Annotated in this window: 23 protein-coding genes; 14 read left to right on the top strand and 9 right to left on the bottom strand. The window is 63.4% G+C overall.

Annotated elements, in window-relative coordinates; all coding sequences use genetic code 11:
• The first annotated feature begins 205 nt into the window (after positions 1 to 205).
• Both EEB12_RS04710 and rsrA read left to right on the top strand, forming a co-directional pair.
• The gene (locus EEB12_RS04710) at positions 206 to 904 is read left to right on the top strand and encodes a sigma-70 family RNA polymerase sigma factor (protein WP_019747795.1); all 699 of its coding nucleotides are present in this window, start codon (positions 206 to 208) and stop codon (positions 902 to 904) included.
• A complete protein-coding gene (gene rsrA, locus EEB12_RS04705) occupies positions 901 to 1,182 on the top strand; it encodes a mycothiol system anti-sigma-R factor (RefSeq protein WP_003940722.1) in 282 nt (93 codons plus the stop codon). The genes EEB12_RS04710 and rsrA overlap by 4 nt, the downstream gene beginning before the upstream one ends.
• A 101-nt stretch (positions 1,183 to 1,283) precedes the next feature.
• Here rsrA and EEB12_RS31125 read toward each other — a convergent pair whose 3' ends face one another.
• The gene (locus tag EEB12_RS31125; RefSeq protein WP_022597109.1) at positions 1,284 to 1,358 is read right to left on the bottom strand and encodes a 50S ribosomal protein bL37; all 75 of its coding nucleotides are present in this window, start codon (positions 1,356 to 1,358) and stop codon (positions 1,284 to 1,286) included.
• A gap of 136 nt (positions 1,359 to 1,494) precedes the next feature.
• On the opposite strand from EEB12_RS31125, the gene EEB12_RS04700 reads away from it, so the two are divergent.
• Together EEB12_RS04700 and EEB12_RS04695 are read left to right on the top strand one after the other, a co-directional pair.
• Complete coding sequence (locus EEB12_RS04700; protein ID WP_007731208.1) at positions 1,495 to 1,710, top strand: biotin/lipoyl-binding carrier protein; 216 nt, start codon at positions 1,495 to 1,497, stop codon at positions 1,708 to 1,710.
• Positions 1,711 to 1,718: 8 nt separating this feature from the next.
• On the top strand, positions 1,719 to 3,221 hold the full coding sequence (locus EEB12_RS04695) for a sensor histidine kinase (protein WP_019747797.1): 1,503 nt from the start codon (positions 1,719 to 1,721) through the stop codon (positions 3,219 to 3,221).
• 119 nt (positions 3,222 to 3,340) lie between these two features.
• On the opposite strand, the gene EEB12_RS04690 is transcribed toward EEB12_RS04695, so the two are convergent.
• Both EEB12_RS04690 and EEB12_RS04685 read right to left on the bottom strand, forming a co-directional pair.
• Positions 3,341 to 3,595 carry a WhiB family transcriptional regulator gene (locus EEB12_RS04690; protein WP_003940950.1) on the bottom strand — a complete coding sequence of 85 codons (255 nt, stop codon included), beginning with the start codon at positions 3,593 to 3,595 and terminating at the stop codon, positions 3,341 to 3,343.
• A gap of 255 nt (positions 3,596 to 3,850) precedes the next feature.
• On the bottom strand, positions 3,851 to 4,807 hold the full coding sequence (locus EEB12_RS04685) for a diacylglycerol/lipid kinase family protein (RefSeq protein ID WP_019747798.1): 957 nt from the start codon (positions 4,805 to 4,807) through the stop codon (positions 3,851 to 3,853).
• A 41-nt stretch (positions 4,808 to 4,848) separates the two neighbouring features.
• Between EEB12_RS04685 and EEB12_RS04680 the strand changes: the two genes are divergently transcribed.
• Positions 4,849 to 5,319 carry a membrane protein gene (locus tag EEB12_RS04680; RefSeq protein WP_019747799.1) on the top strand — a complete coding sequence of 157 codons (471 nt, stop codon included), beginning with the start codon at positions 4,849 to 4,851 and terminating at the stop codon, positions 5,317 to 5,319.
• 26 nt (positions 5,320 to 5,345) lie between these two features.
• Here EEB12_RS04680 and EEB12_RS04675 read toward each other — a convergent pair whose 3' ends face one another.
• The gene (locus EEB12_RS04675) at positions 5,346 to 5,825 is read right to left on the bottom strand and encodes a GNAT family N-acetyltransferase (protein ID WP_003940724.1); all 480 of its coding nucleotides are present in this window, start codon (positions 5,823 to 5,825) and stop codon (positions 5,346 to 5,348) included.
• A 17-nt stretch (positions 5,826 to 5,842) separates the two neighbouring features.
• Positions 5,843 to 6,466 (bottom strand): acid phosphatase, encoded by a 624-nt coding sequence (locus EEB12_RS04670; protein ID WP_019747801.1) that lies wholly within the window; start codon positions 6,464 to 6,466, stop codon positions 5,843 to 5,845.
• A 71-nt stretch (positions 6,467 to 6,537) separates the two neighbouring features.
• Between EEB12_RS04670 and EEB12_RS04665 the strand changes: the two genes are divergently transcribed.
• Entirely contained in the window at positions 6,538 to 7,335 is a 798-nt protein-coding gene (locus tag EEB12_RS04665; RefSeq protein WP_003940948.1) for a ParA family protein, read from the top strand.
• Between the two features lie 15 nt (positions 7,336 to 7,350).
• Here the strand turns inward: EEB12_RS04665 and EEB12_RS04660 are convergent, their stop codons facing one another.
• Together EEB12_RS04660 and EEB12_RS04655 are read right to left on the bottom strand one after the other, a co-directional pair.
• Positions 7,351 to 8,553 (bottom strand): hypothetical protein, encoded by a 1,203-nt coding sequence (locus EEB12_RS04660; protein ID WP_181447582.1) that lies wholly within the window; start codon positions 8,551 to 8,553, stop codon positions 7,351 to 7,353.
• 9 nt (positions 8,554 to 8,562) lie between these two features.
• Entirely contained in the window at positions 8,563 to 10,167 is a 1,605-nt protein-coding gene (locus tag EEB12_RS04655; protein ID WP_030244557.1) for a DEAD/DEAH box helicase, read from the bottom strand.
• A 400-nt stretch (positions 10,168 to 10,567) separates the two neighbouring features.
• Here EEB12_RS04655 and EEB12_RS04650 point away from each other — a divergent pair, with 400 nt between their 5' ends.
• Together EEB12_RS04650 and EEB12_RS04645 are read left to right on the top strand one after the other, a co-directional pair.
• A complete protein-coding gene (locus tag EEB12_RS04650; protein ID WP_029255047.1) occupies positions 10,568 to 11,263 on the top strand; it encodes a ferritin-like fold-containing protein in 696 nt (231 codons plus the stop codon).
• Between the two features lie 107 nt (positions 11,264 to 11,370).
• Positions 11,371 to 11,601 (top strand): DUF3107 domain-containing protein, encoded by a 231-nt coding sequence (locus EEB12_RS04645; protein WP_003942312.1) that lies wholly within the window; start codon positions 11,371 to 11,373, stop codon positions 11,599 to 11,601.
• Positions 11,602 to 11,670: 69 nt separating this feature from the next.
• Here the strand turns inward: EEB12_RS04645 and EEB12_RS04640 are convergent, their stop codons facing one another.
• Entirely contained in the window at positions 11,671 to 12,342 is a 672-nt protein-coding gene (locus tag EEB12_RS04640; protein ID WP_003942309.1) for a TetR/AcrR family transcriptional regulator, read from the bottom strand.
• 329 nt (positions 12,343 to 12,671) lie between these two features.
• Here EEB12_RS04640 and EEB12_RS04635 point away from each other — a divergent pair, with 329 nt between their 5' ends.
• The 3 genes from EEB12_RS04635 to EEB12_RS04625 are packed head-to-tail and all read left to right on the top strand — an operon-like array spanning position 12,672 to position 15,853.
• Complete coding sequence (locus tag EEB12_RS04635; protein ID WP_153212496.1) at positions 12,672 to 13,718, top strand: DUF3152 domain-containing protein; 1,047 nt, start codon at positions 12,672 to 12,674, stop codon at positions 13,716 to 13,718.
• A gap of 47 nt (positions 13,719 to 13,765) precedes the next feature.
• The gene (moeZ, locus tag EEB12_RS04630) at positions 13,766 to 14,953 is read left to right on the top strand and encodes an adenylyltransferase/sulfurtransferase MoeZ (RefSeq protein WP_019747808.1); all 1,188 of its coding nucleotides are present in this window, start codon (positions 13,766 to 13,768) and stop codon (positions 14,951 to 14,953) included.
• A 45-nt stretch (positions 14,954 to 14,998) separates the two neighbouring features.
• On the top strand, positions 14,999 to 15,853 hold the full coding sequence (locus EEB12_RS04625) for a TIGR02569 family protein (protein WP_007731227.1): 855 nt from the start codon (positions 14,999 to 15,001) through the stop codon (positions 15,851 to 15,853).
• On the opposite strand, the gene EEB12_RS04620 is transcribed toward EEB12_RS04625, so the two are convergent.
• Entirely contained in the window at positions 15,850 to 16,530 is a 681-nt protein-coding gene (locus EEB12_RS04620) for a FadR/GntR family transcriptional regulator (protein ID WP_020907120.1), read from the bottom strand. The genes EEB12_RS04625 and EEB12_RS04620 overlap by 4 nt on opposite strands.
• A 93-nt stretch (positions 16,531 to 16,623) precedes the next feature.
• On the opposite strand from EEB12_RS04620, the gene EEB12_RS04615 reads away from it, so the two are divergent.
• The 3 genes from EEB12_RS04615 (at position 16,624) to nirB (ending at position 21,951) form a co-directional block, all read left to right on the top strand.
• Complete coding sequence (locus tag EEB12_RS04615; RefSeq protein WP_084326444.1) at positions 16,624 to 17,886, top strand: CynX/NimT family MFS transporter; 1,263 nt, start codon at positions 16,624 to 16,626, stop codon at positions 17,884 to 17,886.
• A gap of 113 nt (positions 17,887 to 17,999) precedes the next feature.
• Positions 18,000 to 19,400, top strand: coding sequence for an MFS transporter (locus tag EEB12_RS04610; RefSeq protein WP_085989607.1), 1,401 nt, complete (start codon positions 18,000 to 18,002; stop codon positions 19,398 to 19,400).
• Positions 19,401 to 19,449: 49 nt separating this feature from the next.
• Complete coding sequence (nirB, locus tag EEB12_RS04605; RefSeq protein ID WP_070386895.1) at positions 19,450 to 21,951, top strand: nitrite reductase large subunit NirB; 2,502 nt, start codon at positions 19,450 to 19,452, stop codon at positions 21,949 to 21,951.
• Positions 21,952 to 22,016: the final 65 nt, after the last annotated feature.

Raw genomic sequence — 22,016 nt, 5'->3', positions numbered from 1 at the left:
GGAACACCCTATGTGGATCGCCGACAGGTACATCCGACCAGGCCGGGAACAGAGTCGCAGACTCCCGTGTTGGTACCAGTTGATGAAACTTGTCCCGAGAAGCGAAGGAGCGACCGTGCTGGCTGTGTGTGAGCCACCACCGGCCCGTGGGTCGGATCTTCAGTTGGCGGTAACCTTGATCCCTACGGCTAGTGAAGGGATCAGAGTGCTGGAACACGACCGGCCCAAGGACGAACCGTCAGGGGTAACTGAACCTATCGACGGCGCTGTGTCCGAAACGCCCGAAACTGCGGATGAGTTGATTGCCCGGTTCGAGCGCGACGCGCTCCCGCTGCTCGACCAGTTGTACGGCGCTGCCCTGCGCATGACGCGGAATCCGGCTGATGCCGAGGATCTCGTGCAGGAGACGTACGTCAAGGCGTACACCGCTTTCCGTTCGTTCCGTGCCGGTACCAACCTGAAAGCCTGGCTGTACCGGATTCTCACGAACACCTACATCAACTCGTACCGCAAGAAGCAGCGCCAACCCGCGCAGTATCCGACGGACGAGATCACCGACTGGCAGTTGGCCGCCACCGCCGAGCACACCTCGACGGGGCTGCGATCGGCCGAGGTGGAGGCGCTCGACGCGTTGCCTGACGACGACATCAAGGCGGCGCTGCAGTCGCTTCCCGAGGAATTCCGTATGGCCGTGTACTACGCCGATGTCGAAGGATTCCCGTACAAGGAGATCGCGGAGATCATGGGCACACCCATCGGAACGGTGATGTCGCGACTGCACCGTGGTCGCAAGCAATTGCGTGGTCTCTTGGCCGATGTCGCAAAAGACCGGGGATTCAATCGGGACGGCGCGGTCGACACAGCCACAGTCGCAGCCACCGAGACGGAAGGTGTCACACGATGAGTGAGCAGGACGAATTCGAAAGGCTCGACTGCTCGGCAGTCATCGCCGACGTCTGGTTGATGCTCGACGGTGAATGCGACGATTCAAGTCGTGCTCGCCTGCAGCGTCATATCGACGATTGTGGATCGTGCCTCGAGGCCTACGGGATCGAGGAGAAGGTCAAGAGCCTGATCAACCGTAAGTGCGGTGGAGACCACGCGCCGGAAAGCCTGCGTCAGCGGCTCACCGTCGAGTTGCGTCGGACCATCGTCATAACGACTACCGAAACCGACAGCTAGCCCGTCAGCGAAGATCTGAGCGGCAGCAGTCGGAAGGCAGTAACGCCGAGGGGCGGGGAAGCAATGCTTCCCCGCCCCTCGGACGTTTGTTGCGCTACATGTCAGGCGTTTGGACGCTTGCCATGGTTAGCGGCGTTGCCCTTACGGCTGCGCTTCTTACGACCACGCTTACCCATGATTGGTCTCCCTTCTGTTTCTTTCGCGTCATTGTTTCACGCCGATGCCGGTGTGGTTCCATTGGCAGGTCGATCGAGTGATCCGTCGACGTATTTTCGTGGTCAGAGTGCAGTTCCGACAGAAGTGAGGTTCACGATGGCAGAAGACGTGCGCGCCGAGATGGTTTCGACGGTCTACCAGGTCGTCGTGAGCGAGGGAGACGTCGTTGCGGACGGCGACACCCTGGTCATCCTCGAATCCATGAAGATGGAGATTCCCGTCCTGGCCGAAGTTCCGGGAACGGTGACGACGGTGGGCGTCAAGGTCGGCGACGTGATTCAGCAAGGCGATCTGATCGCCGTGATCTCCTAAGCCGGACGATGTCCACTCTCAGTGACCTCCTCGCCGAACACACCGATCTTCCCGGTGCGGCGGTCGACCATCTCCAGCGCGTCGTGGGGGAGTGGCAACTGCTCGCCGACCTCTCCTTTGCCGACGTTCTCCTGTGGGTGGGCACCGAATCGGAGAAGAACCGATCCGAGGGGACGGTCATCTGCGTCGCGCATTGCCGGCCGACAACGGCATCGACGGCTTTTCCGGAGGACGCGGTCGGAACGGTCGTTTCCGAGTCCGAGCACCCGCAGGTTCTTCGCGCTCTCGTCGAGGGCCGCGTCGTGCGCGGGGAAGACGAGACGTGGCGTGAAGGAATGCCGCCGCGTCGGGAAGCCGTTCCGGTGCGTCTGGACGGGCGAGTCATCGCGGTTCTGAGCCGCGACACCAACCTGTCGCACCAGCGAGCGCAGAGTCCGCTCGAGCTCGCGTATCTCGATTGCGCCGAAGACCTGTGTCAGATGATCAGCGACGGAACCTTCCCGATCCGAGAATCGCGCTCCGACACGAACTCGAGCCCACGTGCGGGCGACGGCTTCATCCGTCTCGATACCGAAGGCACCGTCGTCTATGCCAGCCCGAACGCGCTCTCGGCCTATCACCGGATGGGTCTGAGTTCGGATCTGGTGGGCCAAGACCTCGCGGCGTTGACCCGTTCGTTGGTCACCGACCCGTTCGAGTCTCAGGAAGCTGCGGGATACATCCGAGATACGTTGGCGGACAAGCCCGGTCGCCGTATGGAAATCGAGGCGCGCGGGGCGACCGTTCTGCTGCGAGCCCTGGTTCTCAAGCCGGGCGGCCGGCATGTCGGTGCGGCGGTCGTCGTCCGCGACGTCACCGAGGTCAAGCGTCGTGATCGCGCTCTCCTGAGCAAGGACGCAACCATCCGCGAGATTCACCATCGAGTGAAGAACAACCTGCAAACCGTCGCGGCGCTTCTGCGTCTACAGGCCAGGCGAACCGGCAACGACGAAGCGCGACAGGCGTTGACAGAGTCGGTGAGGCGCGTGACGTCCATCGCCCTCGTTCACGACACCTTGTCGATGTCGGTGGACGAAGAGGTGGATCTCGACGAGGTGATCGACCGGTTGGTTCCCATGCTTTCCGATGTCGCGGGAGTGGGTGTGCCGGTGGCGATTCGGCGTGAGGGCAGTTTCGGAGTGTTCTCCGCCGAGCGCGCCACCCCGCTGGTCATGGTGCTGACGGAGTTGGTGCAGAACGCGATCGAGCACGCTTTCGATCCGGGAGTGACCGGCACGGTCACACTCAGCGCCGAGCGTTCTGCGCGCTGGTTGGACGTGATCATCCACGACAACGGGCGCGGCCTGCCGGAGAACTTCGACCTCGAGAAGTCCGATCGGCTCGGACTCCAGATCGTGCGGACTTTGTTGGGCGCCGAACTCGGTGGCTCGCTCGGACTGCACCCGGGAAGCGGTGGCGGCACCGACGCGGTTCTGCGTGTGCCGCTCGGTAGACGCACTGCGCGTTACTGATTCGAGCAGCGTTAGCGATTCGAGCAGACAAAAAGCCCGACACCATGTGGTGTCGGGCTGTCGTCTTCGACTGTGCGGAGGGGCTGTTCTCCGCCGCGAGTCGAACGTCTCGGTTCTACCTAGACGGAAGTGCGTGCACGGGTACGTGCGTTACGACGCTTGAGTGCGCGGCGCTCGTCTTCGCTCATTCCGCCCCAGACGCCTGCATCCTGGCCGGACTCGAGAGCCCAGGACAGGCACTCGGCGGTGACGGGGCAGCGGTTGCAGACAACCTTGGCATCAGCGATCTGAGCAAGGGCCGGTCCACTGTTTCCCACCGGGAAGAACAGTTCGGGATCCTCGTCGCGACAGATTGCGTTGTGGCGCCAGTCCATCTTTTTTCGCTCCTTAATTGGGTGTGTATTCACACCATTTGGTACCAATGAGTTTGTGTGTGCGTCATCAATGTTTCCGCACTGTTACTTGTGAATGCTTTCACGAACTCGCGGTATGTCAATAGGTTTGAACGGGTTCGTGGGCCAACTCACTAATTTGTGACACACCTGACGGCCACCTGGGCGTCACCGGCATTTTACCCGATTTCGACTATTCGGCACCAGAGTTTTTGCAGGTCAAACGTGTTGCCTGACTCACGTCGGAATCGGTGCGAACACTTCCAGTGCATCCGGGACCGAGGTGAATTCGACTTTTTCGCGAAGTCCGATGTAGTCGCCGTCCATCTGCAGTCCGATCGGTCGCGACGATTCGATGGTGATTGTCGGGACGTCGTCGGTGCGTAGAAGGACCTTCGATTTCGGTTCTGCGCCGCGTGCGAGGAGCTGTCGCACAACCCGCAGAGACGGTAGGACTTTGGTGCTCGTCATGGCGAAGATGCCGAGTCCACTGTCGAAGGTCGTTCCCGGATTGGTGTGTACGGGACGCTCTTCCAGATATGTCCACGGGCTCGAGTTCGACACGAACGCGTAGTGGACTCCGGAGACGGGATCCTGATCGGGGAGGTGGACTGTCAGGGCGGGCTCGGCTCGCTTGGCACGGAAGAACGCCGCGATTGCGGTTCGGACATACCGGGCGGGTGTGGCGGCGTCACCGTTCTTACGGCTGGCGTCGACGGCTTCGCATACATCGGCGTCGAGGCCCATTCCGGCGTTGAACGTGAACCAACGGTTGTCGCAGTGTGCGAGCCCGATTCGGCGTCTCGTTCGTTCCGAGAGTAGATCGACGAGTTGGTTTGTGGCGTCGATCGGGTCGGCGGCAATACCGAGTGAGCGCGCGAAAACGTTTGCCGAGCCTCCCGGGACGACAGCGATCGTCGGGATCGGACCGACCGGAACCGATTTCATCGACGCGGGATGCGGTGACCCGAGCAGTCCGTTGACCACTTCGTTGACCGTTCCGTCGCCGCCGTGGACGATCACCGAGCCGAAGCCGTCTTCGTGGGCTTCGCGCGCCAGTTCGGCAGCGTGTCCCCGATGTGTGGTGTGCGCCACAGTAAGTCGCACCCGACTCTCGAGGGCGTGTGCCAACAGGTCACGACCGGCAGCGGTGGTGGAGGTGGCATTGGGGTTGACGATCAGCAGTGCGCGCACGGGGCATGAGCCTATCCGGTGTCGTGTTCTAGGCTGGCCTCGTGCCGAATACCGCCAGTCCGAACGCCCTGCCCAAGACAGTCACATGGGCAGGTGCCCTCGTGACGCTGCAAGGGCTGGTTGCCGCCGGGTTCGCGATCGTCGCAGTGATTCGCGGCGCGACCGGCCACGATCAGAGCGTCACCAACGGATACGGATTTGCTGCCTGGGTCGCGATCCTCGGCGGCGCGGTGTTGGCTGCCGGTATCGCTTTGCTGACGGGCCGCCGGTGGGGCCGGGCAATCGCCGTCGTCGCGCAGTTGCTGCTCCTGCCGGTCGCCTGGTCGCTCCTGACCGATTCGCATCAGGTGCCGCTCGGCATCGTTCTGGGTGTCGTCGTTCTCGGCGCTCTGGGCTGCCTGTTCTCGGCTCCGACGTCTCGATGGATGGCAGCGGAGTACGGAGCGTACGCAGACGAGGTGTCGCCGGAAGAGGGACGCCCGGACGAGACCGAAGAGCCGCGGGACAAGTAGGACGGAACGCCTACCCTGCTTCAGTCCTACTCAGCTTCGGCGGCAAGAGCTCCGAGGTGGGTGCCGGTCAGGCGATACGTGGTCCACTCCGTCTTCGCGTCGGCGCCGAGTGACTCGTAGAACTTGATCGAGGGCGTGTTCCAGTTGAGCACCGACCAGGACAGCCGGGTGTAGTCGTTGTCGGTGCACTCCTTGGCGAGCGCGGCCAGAAGAGCCTTTCCGTGGCCTGATCCGCGCTGGCTGGGCTTGACGTACAGGTCTTCGAGGTAGATGCCGTGGGCGCCGTCCCACGTGGAGAAATTACGGAACCACAGCGCCATGCCGACGACGTCGTCAGCCGAATTCACAGCGACGTGCGCGAAGGCCGTCGCGGCCGGCCCGAACAATGCCTCGCCGATCTGTTCCGCCTTCACGGTGCACTCGTCGAGGGCCTTCTGGTAGTCCGCCAACTCGTAGATCATGTCGGTGATCGGCTGGACGTCTGCGGGCGTGGCGCGTCGGATCATGGGGAGAATCTTAAGCCTCAAGCCTCCACGAGCGGCGGCACGTTGTGATGGACGAGGTGGCTGGCGCCGTGCTCGTAACCGAGAACCGTGTAAGCGCCCGGGAACAACGCGAAACGCTTTCCTTCGGTGACCGGGAGCTCGAGCCAGCGGGCGATGAGCGCGCGTGAGAAGTGGCCGTGCCCGATCAGGATCACGTCCCGCTCGGGTAGCTGCGAACGCACCATCGACAGCACCATGTCGGTGCGGGCATGGATCTGATCGGTCTGCTCGCCGCCGGGGCACGGGTGTGTCCAGACGGTCCAATCGGGCACCGTTGCGCGGATCTCGGGCGTCGTGAGGCCTTCGTAGTCGCCGTAGTCCCATTCGGAAAGTGCATCCCAGGTTCGCTCTTCCGGCAGGCCGGCGAGATCACCCGTCAACTGTGCGCGCAGCCGCGGACTCGTCAGAATCATGGGGTTCCGGAGGTCGAGGGTTCGCAAGCGATTTCCGGTCGCGGTTGCCTGCATCTCGCCGAGCGGAGTCAGCGGAACCTCGGTCCGGCCCGTGTGTTTCCCGGTGCGTGCCCACTCGGTTTCACCGTGGCGCATGAGTACGACGCGAGCACCGAGGGGGATCGACGAGGGGGCGGACTGGGAGGTCATGTCGACCATCATTGCAGGCTGCCTCGCGTGTGTAGCTCGCCTCCTGGCGCGAAGTGCGCAAGGATCTACGTGTGACGACGGTTCTCGCAGTGGCGAATCAAAAGGGCGGCGTGGCTAAAACCACTACCGTCGCTTCTCTCGGTGCGGCTTTGTCCGCGCTCGGACAACGAGTTCTGGTGGTGGATCTCGACCCGCAGGGCTGCCTGACGTTCTCGCTCGGACACAACCCGGATCGCCTCGAGCGTTCGGTCAACGAGGTCCTGGCGGGTGATCTCGACGCGGTCGACGCCGTGCTGAAAACGGACGACGGTATGGATCTCCTGCCGGCCACCATCGATCTCGCGGGCGCCGAAGCGCTGCTCCTGATGCGACCCGGTCGAGAGTTCGCGCTCAAGCGGGCGCTGTCTCCGCTCCTGGGTTCTTACGACGTCATCATCATCGACTGCCCACCGTCGTTGGGTGTGCTCACACTCAACGGATTGACTGCGGCGCAGTCGGTTCTGGTTCCACTGCAATGCGAAACCCTCGCACACCGCGGCGTCGGACAGCTGCTGCGTACGGTTCGTGAAGTCCAAGCCATCACCAACCCGGATCTTGTTCTGCTCGGCGCACTTCCGACTCTGTACGACGCTCGAACCACGCACAGTCGCGACGTACTCGCTGACGTCAGTGACCGCTACTCCCTCGCCGTTCTGGCGCCGCCGATTCCACGCACGGTCAAGTTCGCCGAGGCCTCTGCTTCCGGCGCGACGGTCCTTGCCGGGCGAAAGAACAAGGGCGCGGATGCCTATCGAGAACTCGCCGACAATCTCGTAAAGCATTGGGCTGGAAATGAAGTCGTGACTTTCGCGCCGGAACTGGCGCTCTGAGGAAGGCGAGAGCTTCTAGCGCAGCGCGAACAAGGTATCGCCGCGCTGTTCCAGAACCGTCTCGCCCGCACTGGCGAGCACGATCGGCGTCGTCGTCTCACCGCGGTCGACTGCGATCATGCGCTGCACCGCTCCGTCCGACGGGCTGACGGCTGCAATGCCGCCCGGAACGGGGATGAGCATCTGACCGGCGACCATGCTTCCGGGCCCGGACGTTCCGTTGACTATCCACGTCGGAGCCAGGTCGCTCAGGCGGAGGTTGACCGTCTGAGAGCCGGTCCACCACGTGATCGAAGCCTTGTCGGCGTGGGTGCGGGCCCCTTCGGTCACCGCTCCCTCGATCGGATAGTCGACGATCGGATTGCCGGTTCCGTCGAAAATGGTGATGCGAGAAGCGGTTCCGTTGGCGGCAGGGAGGTAGACGGCCGTCTTCTCGCCGGCCACGGCCAGCAGGCGGGCGCCTTCGGAGTCGAGGAGAATCGAGGATCCGTACTCTTCGGGTTCCTGGGCGTCCTTCGGTGCGGGGTTCATCACCGTCAACCTGTTGGAGGCTTCACCCGGGCAGCGTTCGAGTACCGAGACTCGGTTAGCGCTCGACGCAGCGTCGAGCAGCGTGCATCCGGTGCGGGGTTGCTTGTTCGGATTGACCTTCGCGTCGACCCTGCCGTACTCGAGAGTTCGGACGAGGTCCGAGCGCCACAGTTCCATTCGCTCACTGCCGCGTGAGATCAGATAGGTGCCGTCCGCCGACAAGGTGACCGCGGAATCGGCGTCGCTGTTGCGCTGGTCCTTTCGGGCGCCGGTGTCGGCGACCAGTGACGTGACCTGAGAGCAACCGCGATCGTCCTGATAGACGCTGACGACGCGATCCCACGAACCGATCGCACCGCACAGGGGAATGTTGCGCGCGTATCGCCATACTTCTTCGCCTGTTGCCGGGTCGCGGCCGATCACGTCGGAACCGTCGGCGGTGACGACGGCATTTCCGACGGTGATGGGTGCCGTCGAGTCGGCACTGGGAGATTCCCACGTCTGCTTCAGGACGTCGGGTAACAACACCGACGTCGACAGAGGTGGGAGTGGAGATTCGGCGGTGACCGAGGTGGTTCCGCGCGCATCACTGCGCAACCACACCACGGTCACCGCCACGATTACTGCCAGCGCGATTGCCAGCGCACCGATCACATCTGAGCGAGTACGCCTTTCGGGAGCCAGCACATCGGCAGCTTACTCTGCGGCGCCTGCCGTCGCGGAAGCCGCGGGGCGACGACGCCGACGGCGACGCGGCTTCGCCGCTCCGTCTTCGTCCGAGTTCTCGGTAGCGGTTGCAGCCGGTGCCGAAGGGGGAGCTGTGGTGGCGCCGGCGGTGGTGGACGTCGCGGCGTCGGTCGAAGCACCGGCGCGGGTACGGCGGCGAGTCCGGTTGCGACGAGGCGCGGCCTTCTCTTCGTTGCCGTCGGCGTCGGCCGTCTTCGGCGCGTCTGCTTTGTCCGTTGCTGCCTTGTCGGTTGCAGCCTTCTCAGGGGCGGCCTTGGCCCTGCGAACAGTGCCCTTGGCGTCAGCCGGAATCGACAGCTCTTCGTAGAGGTGCGGCGAGCTCGAGTACGTCTCGACCGGATCGGGGATTCCGAGGCTCAGTGCCTTGTCGATGAGCTGCCAGCGAGGAATGTCGTCCCAGTCGACCAGCGTGACGGCGATACCGGTGCGTCCGGCGCGGCCGGTGCGACCGATGCGGTGGACGTAGGTCTTCTCGTCCTCGGGGCACTGGTAGTTGATGACGTGGGTGACATCGTCGATGTCGATGCCGCGTGCGGCGACGTCGGTGGCGACCAGCACGTCGACCTTGCCGTTGCGGAAGCCCTTCAGGGCCTTCTCGCGGGCAATCTGTCCGAGGTCACCGTGGACGGCACCGACGGAGAAACCGCGCTCGGCGAGATCGTCGGCGACTTTCTGGGCTGTGCGCTTGGTGCGGGTGAAGATCATCGTCGCGCCGCGGCCTTCGGCCTGCAGAACACGGGCGACCATCTCGGCCTTGTCGAGAGCGTGCGCACGGTAGATGTGCTGGCTCGTGCGGTCGTGCACTGCGGAGGATTCGGCTTCCTCGGCGCGAATGTGCGTCGGCTGCGTCAGGAAGGTGCGAGCCAGGGTGATGATCGGGCCGGGCATCGTGGCGGAGAAGAGCATCGTCTGACGCTTGTCGGGGACCATGCCCATGAGGCGTTCGATGTCGGGGAGGAATCCGAGGTCGAGCATTTCGTCGGCCTCGTCGAGGACGAGAACGCCCACTTTGCCCAGGATCAGGTGCGACTGGTTGGCCAGGTCGAGCAGGCGACCCGGGGTGCCGACGACAACGTCGACGCCCTTCTGCAGTGCCGAGATCTGCGCCTCGTACGGCCGACCGCCGTAGATGGGCAGAACCTGGAGACCTCGGTCGCCGACTCGGAGGTACTTGCTGGCGTTCTCGAGGTCGCGAGCGACCTGGATGCACAGTTCGCGGGTGGGAACGATGATCAGAGCGCGAGGCGTGCCGTCGAGGACAGCCGTGCCGTTCTCGGCGGTGACGATGCGATGCAGGAGCGGGACGCCGAAACCGAAGGTCTTGCCCATTCCGGTGCGGGCCTGACCGATGAGGTCGTCACCGGCGAGAGCCAACGGAAGGGTGAGTTCCTGGATGGCGAAGGTGCGCTCGATGCCGATCTCGTTCAGTGCGCGGACGATTTCGTCGCGTACACCGAGTTCGGCGAAGCTCGGGGGTACATGGGTGTCGTCGAGCTGGACGGAAACGGTGTTCTCGGTTGCTTCGTCTTCGTGGTCGACAGTGATCTTGCTCAGGGGACTAGCCTTTCCTCGTGGCGGTACGCACGCACAAGGTAAGGGGCCAGGCCGTAAATCGGCCGATGTCGATGCCCTCTTTTTCTTCGGTCATGCCTACGCCTCAGCACTGAATTCCACTCGGACGAATTCGAACCGTCCGGAGATCTCGGCGAAGCGGGCAACAACCGTCGATGCAGGTGCGCGCACATTATCGGTGGGGTCCGCGTGAGCACAGTCGTGTCGGCTGACCTAAAGCAGCCGTCCCGGCTAATCATAAGAGCCGGGGGAACTGGCGAACTCCCAAGACCATTGTAGCTGCACGTTGTCCGCCCCTCGCGATGACATGTCGAAGATCACCGAATCGGACATGCGGTCCTTGGCGGTCGCGTCGGCCGTCGAAGCACTACAGTTCGTAGTCATGGGCGCACACGATCTTGATGCTTCGACGGACGCTGGAACCGGAGGCCGAGTCGCTTCCGATCACCCCGGCGTGATCGATTTGTTTGCCGTTCTCGCCTACGGCGAGATTTCGGCGTTCTACCGGTTGGCGGAGGACGCACAAATGGCACCGGACCTGCGAGGCAAGGTGGCGTTCGCCAGCATGGCCGCCGCCGAGATGGACCACTTCGAGACTCTGGAAACGGCGCTGACGGAACGTGGCCACGAGATCTTTGCCGTCATGGACCCGTTCGTTCGTGCTCTCGACAACTATCACGCGTCGACGACACCGTCGACGTGGCTGGAATCGCTCGTGAAGGCGTACGTCGGCGACGGAATCGCTGCCGATTTCTACCGCGAGATCGGGCACTCCCTCCCGGCGGATGTCGCCGAGATCGTCGAGGACGTGCTGTCCCAGACGGGCCACTCGGAGTTCGTGGTGCTCGAGGTGAAGGCAGCAGTGGAGGCCAGCACCCGCGCCAAGGACCGGCTGATGCTGTGGGGACGCCGTCTTCTGGGTGAAGCAATCACGCAGGCGCAGTTCGTGCTGGCGCAGCGTGAGGACCTCACGGATCTGGTGATCTCGGCCTCGGGTGACCTCAACGGAGTTGTCGCGTTGTTCGACGGTATGCAGGCAAAGCACGCCGAGCGGATGGCGATTCTCGGACTCGTCTAGGTGCCTGTTCGCTCTGGGCACAGCGTGCAGAGGAGCGTGGGCGGTCGCTGCTGCATTAGCCTTGCGTCGACAACGGATGTAATTCACGAACAGTTCGGAGGTTGACCGTGGAGGTCAAGATCGGTGTAATCGACAGCCCGCGTGAGCTCATCGTCAACAGCGAACAGACCCCTGACGAGGTCGAGACACTGGTCGCGGCTGTCCTCGGTGGCCGCGAGCCGGTTCTGGCTCTCGTCGACGACAAGGGCCGCAAGTTCCTGGTGCAGGCTTCTCGTGTGGCGTACGTGGAGATCGGTCCGTCCGATATCCGCAAGGTCGGATTCGCGCCTACCGTCTGACGCGTAGCTGTAACAGCAGAATGGGCGGGCAGTCGTGAGACTGCCCGCCCATTCTCGTTCGGGTTCCGGTTACTTGGTTTCGGCCTGCAGCGGCACGTGTGAGAGACCGCCCCACGCCAGTGTCACGGTGATTTCCACGGCCTCTTCCTTGGGGATCGGCCGCGCGGCTTCGAGCCAGTACCGCGCGGTGAACTGGCTGGCACCGACCAGACCGACGGCAAGAATGCGCGCGCGGTACGGATCGAGTCCGGAATCCTGACTGACCAGGTCGAACACGGCGTCGACGCAGGCTTCGGTGGCTTGTTCGACGCGTGTCTGGACCTGAGGTTCGCCCATGATGTCGGACTCGAACACCAGGCGGAAGCCCTGCGAGTCGTTGTCGACGAAGTCGAAGAACGCCTGGACTGCGGCGCGGACACGCTGTTTGTTGTCCGTCGTCGATCGCAGGGCCTGGCGTACACCCGAGATGAGGCTGTCGACATAACTCTGCAGGACTGCGACATACAGTTCGAGCTTGCCTGGAAAGTGTTGGTACAGGACTGGCTTGCTGACACCGGCACACTCGGCGATCTCGTCCATGCCGGCCGAGTGGTACCCGTTCGCGACGAATACCTCACTTGCAGCCGCGAGGAGCTGGAGGCGGCGCGCATCGCGGGGGAGTCGGGTGCTGCGACGTGTTCCGGCAGGCTTGCCAGCCGTTGTACCGCGATCGGAGTCTGTCCGATCCGCGAGTTCTGTCATGTCGCTTCCAATCTGAGCAAAAGTAAATTCGGTCGGCGCGCGGATCCGCGAGTCGCGTGTGCGTACCCGCCAGTATCCTCCGTCACACCGGTCGTAGCCGAATGAACGATACCGTGTGTCGCCCGGGCGAGTCGCGCGTGCCTCGGTGAGCGAGACCAGCGGTCTTTCTCGTTACAGGACGGGTTGCCATGACACGCCAGGACCAGCATGTTTCGGTCAGCCCGGGCGAGCGACTTGCCGTGTGTGAGATTCTGGACGACGTGACTGACCCAGGGGGACCGCGCATGCGTGGACGAACTACGCAGAACCCTGAACGTGAGGAACGTCGAATGCGTAGCGGAACTGGAGCGCCCCGCGACGAACGTCGGCCAGAGGTGCCGGATGATCGTGCCTACGGCGAACGCGACTATCGCGGCATTTCCTCCCATCAGCCCTTGCGTGCCCAGTGGGATCCGACCAAACGAGAAGTGGGCCGAACCCCGCGTAATCCGCGGCCGGACCGGGCAGCGCGAAAGCAGAGCAAGCTCGGGCGCTTCGTCTCGACATACGGTTGGCGGGCCTACGCGATCCCGGTTCTCGTGGTGCTCACCATCCTTGTGATCGTCGACGCAGTACGTCCGGACGCCACAGACACCGCGAGCAAGACGTCGGCCACTGCCGACCTCGCCCACAGCACCGACGGAACCGACGTCATCGGTGCGCCGCCGGCCGGAGACGGAACCTTTGCGTCGTCGATACCGTCCGGCGCGCTCCCCGACGGTGGTCCGTTCACCGTCGCGGGCGGCGGAACGTGGCACGTCGTACCGGGTACGACGGGCAAGGTCGGACAGGGAACCGAACGCGAGTTCACGTACACGGTCGAGATCGAGGACGGCGTCGACACGACCGGTTTCGGCGGTGACGAATCGTACGGACGCATGGTCGATCAGACGCTGGCAAATCCGAAGAGTTGGACCAATGATCCCAAGGTCGCGTTCCGGCGCGTCGACGCGGGCGAGCCGGACTTCCGGATCTCCTTGACCTCGCAGATGACTATCCGTGAAGGCTGCGGATACGAGATCGAACTCGAAGGATCCTGCTACAACCCGAGCATGGACCGAGTCTTGCTCAACGAACCGCGATGGGTGCGAGGCGCCATTTCGTTCCAGGGTGACATTGGTTCGTATCGGCAGTATCAGATCAATCACGAGGTCGGCCATGCCATCGGATACGCCGCTCATCAGCCGTGCGAGACCGAAGGCGGACTCGCACCGATCATGATGCAGCAGACCTTCGGAACCGCGAACAACGACATCGCTAGGCTTGATCCCGAGGGCGTCGTTCCGATGAACGGACTCACGTGCCGCTTCAATCCGTGGCCGTACCCTCGAGCGTGACCGGATCGAGAATCCCTGATCTCGTCTTGAACTAGGAGTGTTTCGCGGTGTCTGCAACACCCGTCGTATTGCCACCACTGGTGGAGCCGGCAGCCGAGTTGAGCCGGGAGGAAGTTGCCAGATACAGCCGGCACCTGATCATCCCGAACGTGGGCATGACCGGCCAGAAGCGGCTCAAGAATGCGCGAGTCCTGTTCATCGGCGCCGGTGGATTGGGTTCGCCTGCACTGCTCTATCTCGCGGCCGCAGGAGTGGGCACCATCGGGATCGTCGAGTTCGACGAGGTCGACATGTCGAACCTGCAGCGTCAGGTGATTCACGGACGCTCCGACGTCGGACGCCCGAAGGCGGTCAGCGCGAAGGAGTCGATTCTCGAGATAAACGAGCACGTCGACGTCCGGTTGCACGAATTCCGCCTGGACAACTCCAACGCGGTCGAACTGTTCTCGGAGTACGACCTGATCCTGGACGGTACGGACAACTTCGCGACGCGGTACCTCGTCAACGATGCCGCCGTCATCGCCGGAAAGCCGTACGTGTGGGGCTCGATCTACCGCTTCGAAGGGCAGGTCTCGGTCTTCTGGGAAGACGCCCCGGACGGCGCGGGACTGAATTATCGCGATCTTTACCCGGAGGCGCCGCCGCCCGGCATGGTCCCCTCGTGCGCCGAGGGCGGTGTTCTCGGAGTCCTGCCTGCGACCGTCGGTTCGATCATGGCGACCGAGGCGGTCAAGCTCATCACAGGGATCGGCGAACCGCTTCTCGGGCGCCTGATGATCTACGACGCTCTTGCGATGACGTTCCGGACGATCCGCCTTCAGCGTGATCCGACCCGCGTGCCGGTCACCGCCTTGATCGACTACGACGCGTTCTGCGGTGTCGTGTCCGAAGAGGCGAGCGCTGCTGCTGTCGGCTCGACGATCACGGCGCCGGAGCTGGAGGCCATGATCGGCGAGGGACGATCGATCGAGCTGGTAGACGTACGAGAACCGGTTGAATGGGACATCATGCATCTGCCGGGGGCGGTGCTGATCCCGAAAGACCGCATCCTTTCCGGTGAAGCTCTGGCGACGTTGCCGCAGAACAAGCAGATAGTTCTGTACTGCAAAACCGGCATTCGTTCGGCTGAGGCACTGGCCTTTCTCAAGAACGCCGGTTTCTCCGACGCAGTTCACGTTCAAGGCGGCGCGATCGCCTGGGCGAACCAGGTGGATGCGAGTCTGCCGGTCTACTAGGCGCGCCTCGCGGGAGGCGGCGCCGCGCACCGGTAGCGTTGGGGTGTGAGCACAGGCCAACCTCCCCAGCACGTGTGCTCCACCTTCGGCCTCCGTGAAGTCGATCCCATCCCACTCGGTGCGGATTGGGACGGCGGGTGGCTGTGTGGAGACGTCGTCCTTTCAGCAGTCGCGGATCATGCCCGCGCAGCGTGGTCGGCGAAGGTGCGAGAGAACCTCGAAGTCGACGGCGTTCGGTTGGCTCGACCGGTGCGTTCGACCGACGGTCGTTACGTCGTCTCGGGCTGGCGTGCCGACACATTCATCGTCGGATCGCCGGAACCACGTCACGACGAAGTGGTCTCGATGTCCTGCCGACTGCATGCGGCGACGGCCTCGCTCGAGCGCCCGCGCTTCCTTGCACAACCGCCGGTGCCGCCGTGGGCCGAGGTCGACGTATTCGTCGCCGCTGATCGCGCGGCATGGGAAACGGTTCCGCTGAGGATCGCGAAGGGCGTCGAGCAACTCGAGACGCCCACTCCGGACGGTCGCAAAAGTCTGGAACTGATTGCCGGGCTCGCTACTTTGCGGAAGCCGGTGCAGAGCCCGGACCAGCTCGTGCACGGCGATCTGTTCGGGACGGTGCTGTTCTCGGGCAGTATGGCCCCCGGAATCACCGACATCACGCCGTATTGGCGACCGGCTGCGTGGGCCGCCGCCGTCGCTGTGGTCGACGCGATCTCGTGGGGCGGGGCAGACGAGGCACTGGTCGGCCGGTGGGAAGATCTCCCCGAGTGGCCGCAGATGCTTCTACGCGCGGTGATGTTCAGGTTGGCAGTTCATGTTCTGCATCCCCGCTCGACGGCGGACGCGTTCCCGGGGTTGGCCCGTACGTCCGACATCGTGCGCTTGCTGCTCTAGATCGGGGCGCCGGTACCGAAGTCCGAGACCAGGCCCTCGAACAACTCGCGTGCGGCGTTCGAGGCCGCCACGGTGTTCCCGTCGACGACAGCGTTGACGAGGTTCGCGTGCTGCGAGTGGAACCCTTCGCCGGTTGCATCGATGTGCTGTTGGATCGTGGTCTCGATGACCGGGAGCAGGGAGTCGTAGAACTCCAGGTAGACCTCGTTGTGGCTGGCCGCGACGATTGCTCGGTGCAGGGCGACGTCCGCGGTGGTGGCAGCGTCGATGTCCTGACCCTCCCATGACGCGGTGCGAAGCTCGAGTAGTCGCGTCAGTTCGGCGATGTCGTCTTCGGTTCGCCGTGCGGCGGCGAGGGTGGCCGCGGTGATGTCGAGTGCGCGCCGAAGTTCGAGTACATCCCGCTGGTGGGCGCCGGCAAAGTAGTTGCCGAGAGTGCCACCGAGGTCGGAGACAGCAACGACGTAGGTGCCCGATCCCTGACGACGTTCCAGCATTCCGGCGTGAACGAGCGCCTGGACCGCCTCGCGCACGGTATTGCGACCGGTCCCGGTCAGCTCCGACAGTTCCGGTTCGGTGGGGATTTTGGAACCGATCGGCCAGGTTCCGCTCCGGATCTCGTTGCGGAGTTGTTCGGTGACCTGCGAGATGAGACTTGCGCGTCGAACGGGTTGCACGTGGTTGTTTCCTCGGGTCCGGGTAAGTGGTGTGAATGTGACGTTAGATTACCGCGCTTGTGCGAGTTCGTCCGGTCATCCTATGATTTCCCGGTGACTGCTCAACTGGAGAGAACCGAAACCCGCTCGTTGATACAAGGCCGTGTGCTCGTCTTCGCTGCGATTGCGATGTCTGCGCTCGTACTTCGACTTGCGGTGACCTCGTTCTCGCCCTTGGCGGCCGAGATTCGCGACGAGATCGGCTTCTCCGCCTCGATCGTCGGTGTCTTCGGCATGGTTCCGACCGCAATGTTCGCCATCTTCGGTCTCATCACTCCCGCCATCGCGAAACGTATCGGGCTCGAGCGAACGGCCCTCGTCGCGATGCTCATGGCCGGCGTCGGAATGCTGTTGCGCGCCATGATGTCTCAGACATGGTCGTTGCTGGCCCTCTCGGCTCTGGCACTGGCAGGCATGGGAATCGGCAATGTCGTGATCCCACCGTTGGTCAAGCGGTACTTCTCGGATCGCCTCGCCACCATGAGTTCGGTCTACATCGTGGCCGTGCAGATCGGCACCATCGTTCCGGCGTTCGTCGCAGTCCCGGTTGCCGACGCCTTCGGGTGGAGGTTCTCGATCGGCTGGTGGTCCGCCTTCGGCTTCGCCGCAGCCGTGCCGTGGTTGATCACCCTCGCTCGCTCGCGCAAGGCTCGCGCGAATGAAGCCGGGTCCGTCGAGAATGCATCGGATTCGGTTGCGGCAGTGGCAGAACAGCCACGCGGTCAGGTCTGGCGTTCTCCCGTGGCCTGGGGGATGGCCGGCATGTTCGGCATGACCTCACTGATCACGTATTCGATGTTCACGTGGATTCCCTCGATCCTTCGTGACGCCGGAGCCAGTGATGCGTTCGGCGGAACGATGGTCGGAATGTTCTCGGTGATCGGGCTCGTCGCAGCGTTCGGTGCGCCGACGCTGTGCGCCCGCATGGCCAATCCCTTCCCTGTCGTGATCGCGTGTGCCGTCTGCTACCTGGTCGGCATGGGCGGGCTGTACTTTGCCCCGATGGCGGCGCCGATCGTGTGGGTTGTCGTCCTGGGCCTCGGTCCGAGCACGTTCCCGATGTCGCTCACGCTGATCAACCTGCGTACTCGTTCGCACATCGGTTCCTCGGCACTGTCCGGCTTCACCCAGGGCATCGGCTACTCCGTTGCCTGCCTCGGTCCGCTCCTGTTCGGCGTTTTCCACGACGTGTCCGGTGGATACGCTGCGCCGTTCGGCCTGCTCGTCGTCGCGGTGATCGTGGTGCTCCTGGGCGCCTACCAGGCATGCAAGCCTCGGATGCTCGAGGATTCCTGGCACGCACCTGCGAAAAACTAGCTCACACCCGGTCTTGTTACCGGGTGAGGATCAATTGACTTCGCGGTCATCGCACGCAGCACCGGCGCAATAACCGTTTTCTACCTTTGGGTCTCCAACATATTCAGGAGGCCCTGGTGAGTCATTACATCGAGCATTGGGATGCAGAGGACGTCGACGCCTGGGAATCCGGCGGCAAGGACATCGCGAAGCGGAACCTGATCTGGTCAGTGGTAGCCGAACACGTCGGCTTCTCGATCTGGTCGATCTGGTCCGTGATGGTGTTGTTCATGCCGACGGATATCTACGGCATCGACGCGGCCGGAAAGTTCTTCCTCGTCGCAGTGCCCACACTTGTCGGGTCGGTCCTCCGCATTCCATACACGGTTGCCACCGCACGGTTCGGCGGTCGTAACTGGACCGTCATGAGTGCGCTGTTCCTCTTCGTACCAACACTTCTCACGCTCTACCTGATGATGAACCCGGGTGCGTCGTACACCACGTTCATGTTGGTAGCGGCCACTGCAGGTATCGGCGGCGGCAACTTCGCGTCGTCGATGACCAACATCAATGCCTTCTACCCGCAACGCCTCAAGGGGTGGGCGCTCGGTCTCAATGCCGGCGGCGGCAACATCGGTGTACCGATGATCCAGCTGATCGGTCTGCTGGTGATCGCCACCGTCGGTAACCGTGCTCCGTGGATCGTGTGTGCTGTCTATCTCGTGTTCATTGCCGCTGCTGCCGTCGGTGCCGCGCTGTTCATGGACAACCTGGGCAACCAGAAGTCGGACCTGCGCTCGATGGCCAAGGCACTCAAGTTCTCCGAGTCGTGGGTGATCAGCTTCCTGTACATCGGTACGTTCGGTTCCTTCATCGGATTCAGCTTCGCCTTCGGTCAGGTTCTGCAGATCAACTTCCTCGCCGGCGGTGCCACTCCGGCCGCGGCCGCGCTGCATGCAGCACAGATCGCCTTCATCGGTCCTCTCCTCGGTTCGATCGCTCGCCCCCTCGGCGGCAAGCTGGCCGACCGGATCGGCGGCGGCAAGATCACCATGTGGACGTTTGTCGCCATGGCATTCGCTGCATCGATTCTCGTGACGGCCGGAACGATGGACGACAACACCGCGGGCGTCGCCAGCGCCGGAATCATGGTGACATTCGTTCTCGGATTCATCGCCCTGTTCCTGCTCTCCGGCATCGGAAACGGATCCGTTTACAAGATGATCCCGGCGATCTTCGAGGCGAAGGCTCAGAGCTTCGATCACATGGATCGAAGCGAGAAGGCAACGTGGTCGCGCAGTATCTCCGGTGCTCTCATCGGATTTGCCGGTGCGGTAGGCGGTTTGGGCGGCGTAGGCATCAACCTGGTGCTGCGCGCGTCGTACAGCAGCCCCGCGAAGTCGGCGACCATGGCCTTCTGGGTGTTCCTGGCCTTCTACATCGCCTGCATCGCAGTCACCTGGTTCGTCTTCCTGCGCAAGCCGTCGACGCTGACCACAGACGTCGACGAGGCGAAGGTCGCAGTCACGGCGTGAGCGGTCCGCGGAATCTCAGAACTATCTCGTACCTCAGGAAGTAGGCGTCATGAGCAAGTCGGTTGTTGTCATCGGACACGGAATGGTCGGACACCGATTCGTCGAGGCACTGCGTTCGCGCGACGAAGCGAACAACTGGTCGGTGACCGTACTCTGCGACGAGCAGTACGCAGCGTACGACCGAGTCGGGCTGTCCTCGTACGTCGGAGCGTGGGACCCCAAGGAATTGGCACTGGCCGGCAACGATTACGTCGGTGACGGCCTGGTCGATCTCCGAGTGGGGGAAGGCGCGCTCTCGATCGACAAAGATGCACGCACGGTCACGACGACAACCGGCGAGACGATCTCCTACGACGCTCTGGTGATGGCGACCGGTTCGTATCCGTTCGTGCCTCCCGTACCGGGGCACGACGGCGACGGATGTTTTGTCTACCGCACCCTCGACGACCTCGACGGTATCCGGGCCGCCGCCGAGAAGGCGGGTCCTGGCGCTGTCGGCGTCGTGGTGGGCGGCGGTCTTCTCGGACTCGAGGCGGCAAATGCTCTCTCGCTCATGGGAATGACGGCACATGTCGTCGAACACAATGCGCGATTGATGCCGATGCAGGTCGACGAGGGCGGCGGCGCACTGCTCGCTCGCCTCGTCACCGAACTCGGTCTCACCGTTCACACCGGAGTCGGGACGGCGGGAATCTCGCAGGCCGACAACGGAATTGTGGTCGAACTCTCCGACGGCTCCACCATCGACGCGTCGCTGCTCGTCTTCTCCGCCGGAGTTCGTCCGCGTGATCAGCTGGCCCGCGACGCCGGCATCGCAGTGGGGGAGCGCGGCGGCATCCTGACCGACCTCGGCTGCGTGACTTCGGACGAGAACATCTATGCCGTCGGAGAATGTGCTGCGGTGGAAGGCCGTTGCTACGGTCTGGTTGCTCCCGGCTACACGACGGCCGAGATCGTGGCCGATCGTCTGCTCGGCGGCGCCGCGGATTTCCCGGGCGCCGACATGTCCACCAAGCTCAAGCTCATGGGCGTCGACGTCGCCAGTTTCGGTGACGCGATGGCGACCTCACCGGGCGCTCTCGAAGTTGTCCTCAGCGACGCGTCCAAGGGGACGTACGCGAAGCTCGTGGTCTCAGATGACGCGAAGATCCTGCTCGGCGGCATTCTTGTCGGTGACGCATCGGCCTACGCGTCGCTGCGCCCGCTGGTCGGTCGCGAACTACCCGGTGACCCGGCGACATTGATCTCGCCTGCGGGGGAGAAGCCGGGTGCAGGCTCGCTGCCCGACGACGCCGAGGTGTGCTCGTGCAACGCGGTGACCAAGGGAGCCATCTGCGGCGCAATCGCGGCCGGCGCATGCGACATTGCTTCGGTGAAGGCGTGCACCAGCGCCGGAACCACCTGTGGCGGTTGCCTTCCCACTGTGAAGCAGCTGCTGGCCGATTCCGGCGTCGTGATGTCGAAGGCACTGTGCGAGCACTTCGCTCAATCGCGGGCCGAGTTGTTCCAGATCGTCCAGTCGACGCAGACCAGAACCTTCTCGGCGCTGATCGCCAAGTACGGCAAGGGCGCCGGTTGCGACATCTGCAAGCCCGTAGTCGCTTCGATTCTGGCATCGACGGACTCCGATCACATCCTGCACCGCCAGCAGGCGTCGTTGCAGGACACCAACGATCACTTCCTCGCGAACATCCAGAAGAACGGTACGTACTCCGTGGTACCTCGTATGCCTGGCGGCGAGGTCACGGGTGAGCAGCTCATCGTCATCGGTGAGGTGGCGCGTGACTTCGGCTTGTACACGAAGGTGACCGGCGGTCAGCGCATCGACTTGTTCGGGGCTCGTGTCGAACAGTTGCCCGCGATCTGGAAGCGTCTCGTCGACGCCGGGATGGAATCGGGTCAGGCGTACGGCAAGTCCCTGCGGACGGTCAAGAGCTGCGTCGGTTCGAGCTGGTGCCGCTACGGCGTTCAGGACTCGGTGGGAATGGCCGTCGACCTCGAGAACCGCTACCGCGGCCTGCGTTCGCCGCACAAGATCAAGTTCGGCGTCTCGGGATGTGCTCGTGAATGCGCCGAAGCGCGTGGCAAGGACGTCGGCGTCATCGCGACGGAGAACGGTTGGAATCTGTATGTGGGCGGCAACGGCGGACAGTCGCCCAAACACGCTCAGCTGCTTGCCGGAGGCCTCGACGACGCAACCTTGGTCAAGTACATCGACCGCTACCTCATGTTCTACATCCGCACCGCCGATCGCCTCCAGCGCACGGCGCCGTGGGTCGAATCACTCGAAGGCGGACTCGATCACCTCAAGGCCGTTATTTGTGAAGACAGCCTGGGAATCGGCGAAGAACTCGAGGCTCTGATGGCCAAGCACGTCGAGGGCTACCAGGACGAATGGGCTGGTGTGCTGGGTGATCCGGAGAAGTTGTCGAGGTTTGTCTCGTTCGTCAACGCACCGGAAGAAGCCGACCCGACGGTTGTGTTCGACGAGACCGGAGTGCGCAAGGTTCCAGTCCTGATGGGTATGCCGAGCATCCCTACGCGCCGGTAATAGTCGCGTAACCCGTGGGAAACACGGGGTCCGTAGAAACGTAGACAAGAACCCGCGCGACGTTG

The organism is Rhodococcus sp. WS1 (assembly GCF_003797745.1).
Classification (GTDB): Bacteria; Actinomycetota; Actinomycetes; order Mycobacteriales; family Mycobacteriaceae; genus Rhodococcus_F; species Rhodococcus_F erythropolis.
This window is presented reverse-complemented; position numbering and strand designations above follow the sequence as displayed.